A 9,559-nucleotide genomic window follows, 5' to 3' on the forward strand; every position below is an offset into this window, starting at 1 on the left:
AGGTGCCATTAAGATTAAAAGCTATTGTTCTCCGCGGAGGAAGGCGGTTGCAAATGAAGCCGACTGATAGCCGATTCCAAGTTTACAACTTACACTTCCTGAATCAAGCGCGCTCAGTACAAGAGATGATTTTTCGTCGTTTGCCGCATAAGTTGCAGGTGAAGTCATGTGCTCCCAGATACCGCTTGTCGCACTCGTTGATGATGAAACAAAGGCAGTCTTTACGGCTTTTTTGTTCTCGATGTTAGTTGCGTCAAGATAGCTGATTACAGGAGCGCATTTAAGTCCATATACAGAGCCTGAACCAGAGCTGGATTCAAGTTTGATGTCTGTCCATTTTCCGACTGAGTTTGCGCTGTCAACCTTGCAGCAGGCAGCAACAGTATAGCCAGAGTCTGCTGCTGAAGAGTAAGTAAGGTAAATATAGTACAAATCTCCGTCTTCTGCGTCCTGGGTTGCAATGTGAAGGTTTCCAGTCGCATCAATTGCCATGCTTACATAGTTTCCAAGCTGAACGCCGCTCGGAATCAGGCTTGAGTTTGAAGCAGTAACATCTGTGTAATACCAGCCGCGGGTAACGCCTGTCGGAGTAGTGCCCTCGCTTGTGACTACGGCTCCCGTTGTACTCGGTGCAGTTGATTTTCCGCGGGCAATTCTCAGTGAAACATCACCGTTTGAGACATTTGTAACACAGTAAGCAATTACCGGAATCGGGCTTGCTGCACTTCCGCCGTTTACAGTATCCAGAACGATATCAGAATATTTTCCGACATTTGCGGCATAGTCACTGTAGCCTGTAACAGTTGTGTCATATCCGTCTACGACAGCATAACCGTCCGTAACATGATTTACGGCTGTGCGAACTACAGCTGTCGGTGTTGTTCCGCTCCAAGTGATTTTTCCGTATTTCAGGCACTTTGCGTAGTTATCAAAATAACAGGCGTAGGTGTAGTATGTGTTTCCGCTGTATGTGCCTGCAATTTTCGGATTCTTGAACTGGAACATCATCTCATCAGCGCCATCGGAAGAATCGGGACTTGCAGATGTGGCATTTCCTTGAATTTCAAGTGTTCCTGCTGTAAGGGCTGCAGTTGCTCCACTTGCAGTTCCGGTGCTGAATGACTTTCCATCGCGGGTGATAAATAATCCGTTTGAAGACCAATCTGAACCGCTTCCCTGCCAGTTATCCAGAATCACATGGAATGGTATTCCGTTGATGATGCACATGTCGGCATCGTCCGGAGAATCCTTCCATGAAGTTGTTCCAAGAGGATTTCCACGGCTTCCTCCAAGTTTTTCGGTATAGAACATTGCCGCATCACTGCTCCATGAGCCGTAAACTGTTCCAGCAGCTGTGGTTGATGAAGAAGTTGCCGTCGTGTAGTAAGTTCCACTGCTCGGGAAGACTTCCATTGTAGGGCTGATTGCCTGAGCAGAATCTGCAAACAGGTAGTCTGTTCGCCATACCCACACATATCTGTCGTCAAAGTAATGGTCAAGCGAGCTGTCGCTTTCGGTGTCATAAGTGTTTGTACTAGAAGACTCGTAACTGTATGCAGTGTCGGCGTTCATGTTGTTGAGCGAGTAGATTCCGTTTGTTTTAGCGATAATGTAGCCTGAATAAGTTGGAGCTGAAATATAGTAGCTTTCATTTGCTGTAATTGCAGTTCCTGTAATTGTATCAGTCAATGTTGAAACAGCTGACTTGTTTGCCTCAAGCTGGCGGTAGAACGAAGTTGAAAGGTTAAAGCCGTTTATTACAATATAGTCGCTGTTCTGAACAGGTACGGCACCGCGGCGTGAACGGATTGAGTTCGTTCGTTTGGTGACAGTTGTTCCTGAAACAGCAGTTGCTGCAGTCATTGAGCTGATGTATGGCACTACGTCCATCTGATACAAAGGTACATTGTCACTTCCGTCAGTTTCTGAAAGTGTGCTTGTTATGCCTGAAACATTTACAACGTTGTAACTTCGGTCAAGGGCAATTACCCGCGCTTTTACATCAGTAGCGGCAACACTTGAAATTTTCTCGGTGTCGATGCTCAGCTTCCAGATTACTTTGTGTCCGCTCTGATCAAGATAAGAGCCGTCATCACTTGAATCACTTACGCTGAATTCCCATCCGTTTGAAGCCATTGTACTTGAACCGTAAGTCCAGCTTCCTGTCGAAGGCGTGTAGTATGCTGCCTGATAGTAAGTCTTACTGTCGCCGTTTGTGCCAGAGTTTACATAAGTTCCGGAAGAAGCTGCGACAGAATTTGCCGTTACGCCTGAATCCCCGGCTGCACTGTAATAGCCTGAAGGAGTAAATGTATCAAATGCAATCCAGAGACTTGAAAGGCGCTGGTCATCATAAGCATATCCTGTCATTGTAATTTTTCCGGAAACTTTCGGATCTGAGTCAAACTGGCCGCTTGAAGCTGAACTTGAATATCCTGCCGTTTCAGGAGAAGCCCAGTCACCTTCAAGTTCAATGTGTCCGTTTGCAGAAGAGTTTCCGTAAAGCGAGTTGTCTGTTTTTGAGGTCCAGTGGAACGGATTAATTACGCTCTTTGGAGCAGTTCCGTCAGTGCGGGCAACTGTAAAATCAGTTATGCGCACAAAGCAGTAATTTGAGTCAGTTCCGCAGGTTGTTCCGTCTGTTGAATCCCAGAAAGTAAATGACATTGACTTTCCGCTTCCGTCAGAAAGTGAAGCTAAATCATCATCAGGAATTACAAACTTGTGCAGAGAATCTTCTTCTGAAGTTGTGGTATTTGTAAGAAGTGATGAAGCAAAATCCGCCGTAATGAGTGATTCTGTATCAACTGCATAGAATCCGCTTGCATTTGCAGATTTTACATAACCTGTTGAGCCTGAAGCATCTTTGAGGAATGCCATTTTGATTGTGCCGTTTCCGCCTGTAATTTCTGGAATTACTGCAAGACCCGAACGAATCTGGAATGCTTTTTTGTAATTTGAGTAAGTTGTACCGGCTGTTTCAAAATCAACGCTGTCTTTATAATTTGCTGTCGGGTTTGAAGCGTCGGTGCTTGTGTATGTGTTAAATGTATATGTATTAAACTCGCTTGAAGCATATTTTTCGTCGCCGCTCAAATCTGTTCCGAGATAAAGTTTTGCAAGACGCGGAGCATTGTTCTGAATTGATGTTGAAACACTCTTACCGGAAACATTTCCTGCAGCATCAAATGCAATTACAACAACTGTAACAGGACCGTCTGCCATGTAGTCAGACAGGAAAATTCCCTGCCATTCCCATGTTGTTCCGGTCTTTTTAAAGATTTCAACCATGCTGTCGCCGTCGCTTTCTGAAATTGAAGCATAAGTATGAGTAGAATCGTTCCAGTTTCCGGCATCGGTTGAATCAACGACCTGTCCGTAAGGGAATCCTGCTTCTTCGACAGTAATTGCAGAAGAAACTGCCGTGTCAAATGTGACGGTATTTCCGCTTACAGAGGTAATAAGCTGATACTCTCCTCCAATGTAAATCAAACCGCCTGCACGGATATGTTCGTCATCAATTAAACCGCTCGATGCCGTAAAGCTTGTTCTTGCTGTATCAAGACTTCCTGAATATGTTTTTCCGTACATTGTGTAAGTGTTTGTTGAATCCTGAGTAATTGTGTATGAATCAAGACCGGAAATTACACTTTCAGAATCTTTAACCATTGCATCAAGAAGCCGCGGACTTGAACCGTCAGTTACATTGTCGCGCATAAAGTAGAAGAAGAGCCGTTCACAGCCTGAGCCGCTTTCTGTCAAAGTACCGTCAAGAGTTGTCTTATAGTTAGAGTTCTGAATTACAGGAACCGAACTTGAATCCAGAAGGCTGTAAGTATCATTTACTGTAAATGTTGAAATAACTGGTGCCGTATTATCAATGTAGAATGTATATGTCATTGAACTTGAATATCCGGCAGTATCTGCAACGTAAACAGTGTAGCTTACAGAAGAAGATGTCATTTCTTCGGTTTCAATCGGAATGTAGAGAGTTTTTGTAACAGATTTAACTGTAGTTCCGTCACTTGCGTAAACTGTTGTTTTTTCTCCGGCTGAGTAACTCTGGCTTGCAGAACCTTTCTTGACAGAAATTGTGTCTTCGTTAAGAGAATCGTTGTCTTCAAGAGTTACAGTAAGATACCATGTGCCTTTAAGGTACATTTCTGAAGTATAATCTCTGCTTACGCTTACATTTGATTCAAGGGCATTTTCTGAGAATGAAGAATACTGTCTCATTACAGCACTCTGGCTAGGTGCATTTGAATCAACGTGAATGAAGTAAATGTCAGACCAGTTACCCATTTTGCCGTCAGCATTGATTGCACAAGCACGGACAGCAATATTTGTTGTGCTTCCGCTTTCAGGATCAAGGTCGGAATTTGTATTCAAAGAAAGATTCCATGTAGCGGTTTTTGTAGTTGCCGCAATTCCCCACCAGCCGTCAGGAACTTTTGAAGTTGAAGCATATGTTGAAGAAAGCCCGCTTTCTGTAATAACTCCGCCGAGTGTTGTAAATTCAGCTGAAAGTGCAGAATTTGTACTTGACCAGGTGACAGTTCCGTCAGAAGCAACTGTTCCAATCTGAACATAAACCTGACCTACATCAACTGTGCCCGAAGGAACTTCAACTGTACCGCTGATTCGGATTGTGCCGGCAAGTGTTACATAATCCAGAGAAGCGCCGCTTGAAGAAACATCGTAATCGCTTGAAGTCGGATAACTGAATTCTGTTACAGGGCGGTCTGCATCCGGGTTGTGAGTAATATAGTAGTCGCGCTTAATGTAGTAGTTTCCGAGTTTATCCGTTGTCTTAAAGTAAATCGGAATTTTGTAAGTTTCGCTTGCTGAACTGTAAGTAACCGCAAAATTTTCTGTATCGTCGAACTGAGTTAAATCAAGTGTTGAGCTTGCCTGGAATTTAAATTTCCAGACAGAAGCTGAGCCAGAGTTATTTGAACTTGTCCAGCCGTCGAGAGCAAGAAGAGCTTCGTCGGTTACAGAAGATTCTCCGTAATTTGTGCCGTTTTTAACAGGTGGAACAAGCCATTCGATTGTATCGATTCCAATTCCAGAATCGCTTGCAGTTCCGGTAATTGTTGCAGTTCCGGTAATTTCATCGCTTGAAGAAGGGCTTGTAATTGTAATTGTATCAGGACCTGTATTGTCGAGATAGAAGTTTCCAGAGCTTGATGTAGAATTTCCGGCACCGTCAGTTACTGTTACTGACAGGGCTTTTGTGCCTGAGCTGAAGCCACTGACATCAATTGAAGCCGTTTCGTAATAACTGTAAGTAACACCTGAAACGGTCAGTGTTTCTGAAGAAGCAGTCATTGAAACTGTGCTTTCTGTTTCTGCAGAAGATGTGTCAGTGATTGAAACAGTTACGCCTGAAATATTTGAATCATAAACAGGAGCGTAAATCTTTATGTATTTAGAATCACCGCCTGCATAACGGCTTGCACTTACGGCATAAGAAGCTGTGTCTTCTTTTACAGCAGAAACTCCGGCAAGATTTGATTCACTTTCGGCAATTGCAAGACCAAGTGTAGAAATCTGAGGCTTCTCGCGGTCAAGATTTAATGTAATGGCCTGAGTATTGTCAAATCCGTATTCAGCATATCCTGAATCAGATGATGTTGACTTTGAGTAGAGGTAGTACGGACGGGTAAATTCTTTATCTGTAACGCCGCCTGTAACAAAGGTTGTGCCGGCTGTATCAATAACCTTAAAGTAAAGAGGTATTCCTTCGCCGTCACTTGATTTTATTGTGTAAGACCAGCTGCCGTTTTCTACGCTGACTTCAGTAAATCCGCTTGAAGCACTGGTTTCAGAAATGTAGAAATTTGCAATTCCGTCATCGTCAGAAACAGTTCCTGTAATTTCATCGCTTGTAATCCATGAAGATGAATCTGAAACGCTGGTAAGTTTAATAATCGGCCGGTCTTTATTCTGGTCAACCGTGTAAGTAAATGTACTTGATGAGCTGTTTCCTGCCGTGTCCGTTACAAATGAAACAATGTAGAAAGAAGCTGTCGGACTTGCTTCTGTAACGCCTGAAAGAGTGTAAACATCAATATCGTCAAAAGTCCAGCTGTAAATCTTTGAAGAATCAGTGAATGCACCGATTTTTGTCATAGAAGAAACATCCGGCGTTGAAGAAGGAGCTGTTAACGAATAATAAAGAGCAAGAGAATCAGGAGTTGCACCGGTGTAAGTTGTCTGGCCGCTTATTGAAACTGTTCCGTTAATTGTTGAAAGCTGAGAAGGAGTCGTAACTGAAACAGAAGGAGCAGATGTATCTTTCTGAAGCTGGAAGATTGTGCTTGAGCTTGAGTTTCCTGCAGTATCTTTTACAGTTGCATTTACGTTCATGCTGCCGTCAGAAAGAGCCGAAAGCAGAGCAGAAGAAATTTCTGCACTCCATGTGCTTGTTTTATTTGTAGAAGAGCTGTCAATAATTTCTGTAACAGAAGCTTCAACCGAACTTGTTCCGATTTTAAGCGTAACAGATGCAATTCCAGAAACATTGTCTGAAGAAGAACCTGTTACAGAAATTGAAGATTCTCCGTTTGTGTACTGAGTTCCGCTCTTGTCTGAACTTAAGCTCGGGCTTTCAGTATCAATATTAATTTCGATAACCTGGGCAGAACCTGCATTTCCTACATTGTCTACGGCAACAAGATAAAGATAATTTGGTGTAACTGTAGAACCGGAAATTGTTGAAGCAGTAAATGAACCTAAAACCTGATTTGTAAAATAAGAAATTCCATTTTCGCTGTCGTTTGTAACAGAGAATGAACCGTCAGCTTCAGTAAAATCTGATGTGTCAGGAACAGAAGAATCAGGATTCTGAACCCAATAGTAAACACTTGAAACACCACAGCCTTCTTCAACAAAACAGCCACTTACCGGAAGAGAACTGTCTTTATACCAGCTTTCACTGTCGTAAGATGCTTTATTAAGCTTAAACGGATGAGAGGTGTTTGATTCTGTCCATGCAGGTTTAGTTGTATCAAATTCAACTTCGTAAGTTTCTGAAACATCATTTCCTGCTTTATCACAGGCTTTTACAGTAAGAACAACATCGCTTGCAGAAGACTGTGTGCCGAATTCTGACAAATCAACGCCGGTAAATGACCAGCTGATTGAAGAAGATGTACCTGTAACTGTTTTTGCTTTTCCGCTCGAATCTACGCCGGTAAATGTATAAGTTGTGCTTCCGACAATGTAGTTGTCTGTTGTTGTTCCGGAAAGTGTAAATACTGCATTGTTGTTAATGTAAATAATGTCGCTTAATGTGTAACCTGTAGAGATTGCAACATTTGAGATTGCCGGATTTGTTGTATCAAGATAGAAAGAACGGAGTTTTGAAGAAGTTCCGCCGCCGTTCGTTGCAGAGACAGTAACATCAACAGTATAAAGACCGCTTCCACTTGAAATCAAAGACTGCATTTCAGAATTTGCTGCAAATGTGAAGTTCCAGTTGTAAGTGTATTCAGATGAAGAAGAATCTAATTCAAGGCTAAGAGAACCTGTCGCTGTTTTTGATGATGAAGATTCCGTATCAGCAAGAACAACAGTATAACCGCTTGAAGTAAGTTCTTCTGAAGAGTAAACAGTTCCACTGAAGCCGAATGTACCGCCTGTAATAACAGATTTTGTAATTGCACTTGAACTTGAAAGATTTACATTTCCGGCCGTATCACCAAATGTAATTGTCGGAACAGTAGAATTTGATTTTGCCATAAAGCCGTAGCCGGCAGAATCCCCTTCAACTATTGCCTGTGAATCAATATCATAACCTTCGATGCTGAATTTGTATTCTTTACCTGTAGAAATTTCAGCGTTAGAAGAAGAAAGGCTTGATGTAACAGAAAGAGCATCAGTATTTTCATCGCTTGTTGTTACTGTATATCTGTATGCAGAAGGATTTGCAGTTACATTTGCAAGGGCAGTTGTTTTGTCGCAGTTATCTTTTGCCATTGCGTACTTAACAGCAGTCTCTTCGTCCCATGTCCAGAAAAGCTGTTTTTCAGAAGAAGCATCTGTAACATTTGTGTAATAGACAGAAATTGTACTTGTATCAAGATTTGTATTATCAAGACCAGGAGCAATCGAAACATTAATAGTAGAATCAGAATAATACAGGAAATATCCGTTTGATGAATAAGAATCTGAAGCGCCGCCTTCTGTGATTGTAAGACCGCTGACAGTATAAGTAGGATTATTTTCCGGATTAATTGTGAAATTCAGATATACATCCTGAGAATCGCCTGAAGATGAAGTTGTAGAAGTATTTTCGATACTTTCTGAAATTGGATTGTCATCTGAAACGCTCTGATATGTCCCGTCAGAAGAAAGTACTGTAGAAACTGTACTTTTACTTACAGATTCATCAAGAATTTCCTGAAGCTCCGTGTTTCCAGAATATGTGCTGTCTGTACCGTTAAGATATGTACGGAGTGTAGAAACTGTGAAATTTTCAAAACTTGATTTTTTGCCGTTAATAAGCTGAAGCATGTCTGTAGTACCGCGGTAATATGTTGTCGTAGAATTACCGTTTCCTTCGCCGGAGTCGCTTGAATCCTTATAAACTTTAGCTTCATCGTTTGCAGTTACAGTAAAATAAAATTCTTTTGTAGTAACAGACTGACCGTTTCTGAAAAGTGCAATATTATCTTCACCAATGAGTGCTTTATAGTTCTGCCATTTTTCGTAATTTTCTGAAGAGACATCCGGTTCGTTATTTTCATCATAATACTGAGCAATTACAAGAGAATTTGCGTTTGACATATCAGTAATACCTGAAAATTCACTGTCAAAAAGTTTATTACCTTCTGCATCATAAAAACTTACGGTAAGTCCTGAAATTCCTGATGAACAGCTTTCAGAAAAAGTTCCTTCAAGAAGAACTGTCTGCCCATAAGATTTTGGAGTTGCACTTCCAACACTTGTAGGCTTAGTAAGAACAAGAACCGGAGCTGTGTTATCAATTACAACTGAACGGGAAGATTTTCCTGAAGAATGACCAGCATCATCTTTTGCAGTTACTGAAATTTCATATGAGCCGTCGCAAAACTGCCAGCCGTTATAATCAGAATACTTTGAGGAATCATAATTATTGAGAGAAATTGACCAGCTTCCATCTGAATTTATAGCAGCTGTATCTGAATAAACAACAGTTTTGGTATCTGTCTTTTTTACTTCGACAGAAATAGTGTTCAGGCTTTTATCATCAGACCAGGTTCCAGCAACCACGAAATTCTGCTGAATAATTGCGTCTGTCGGCGGATAATCAATTGAGATTTTTGGTGCTTCTGTATCAACAGATGAACCAAGTCCTGAATCTTCACCACAGGAAACAATGGAAGCCAGCAATGTAAATGCCATGCCCATTGACAGAAAGCCCTTCACTAAATTTCTTATAACTTTTTTCATAGACAACTCCTGTAACTTTAGCAGGGTAAAACTTTTTTTCTTATCTTAAGTTATATTCGGTTGAAAACAAGGGCGGAATTTTAATACTAAGAATAGTCTTAATATACTCTTACTTTTTAAA

Annotated in this window: 1 protein-coding gene; it reads right to left on the reverse strand. The window is 41.5% G+C overall.

Going from position 1 to position 9,559, the window contains the following annotated elements; all coding sequences use genetic code 11:
* Positions 1–21: 21 nt before the first annotated feature.
* The gene (locus ACKI5B_RS01420) at positions 22–9,438 is read right to left on the reverse strand and encodes a hypothetical protein (RefSeq protein ID WP_407425168.1); all 9,417 of its coding nucleotides are present in this window, start codon (positions 9,436–9,438) and stop codon (positions 22–24) included.
* Positions 9,439–9,559 lie beyond the last annotated feature (121 nt).

It is taken from the genome of Treponema sp. (assembly GCF_045657965.1).
GTDB lineage: Bacteria > Spirochaetota > Spirochaetia > Treponematales > Treponemataceae > Treponema_D.

Excerpts from the sequence above, each read along its gene's own strand:
- ACKI5B_RS01420 (WP_407425168.1), bottom strand. The coding sequence starts at position 9,438 with ATGAAAAAAGTTATAAGAAATTTAGTGAAGGGCTTTCTGTCAATGGGC.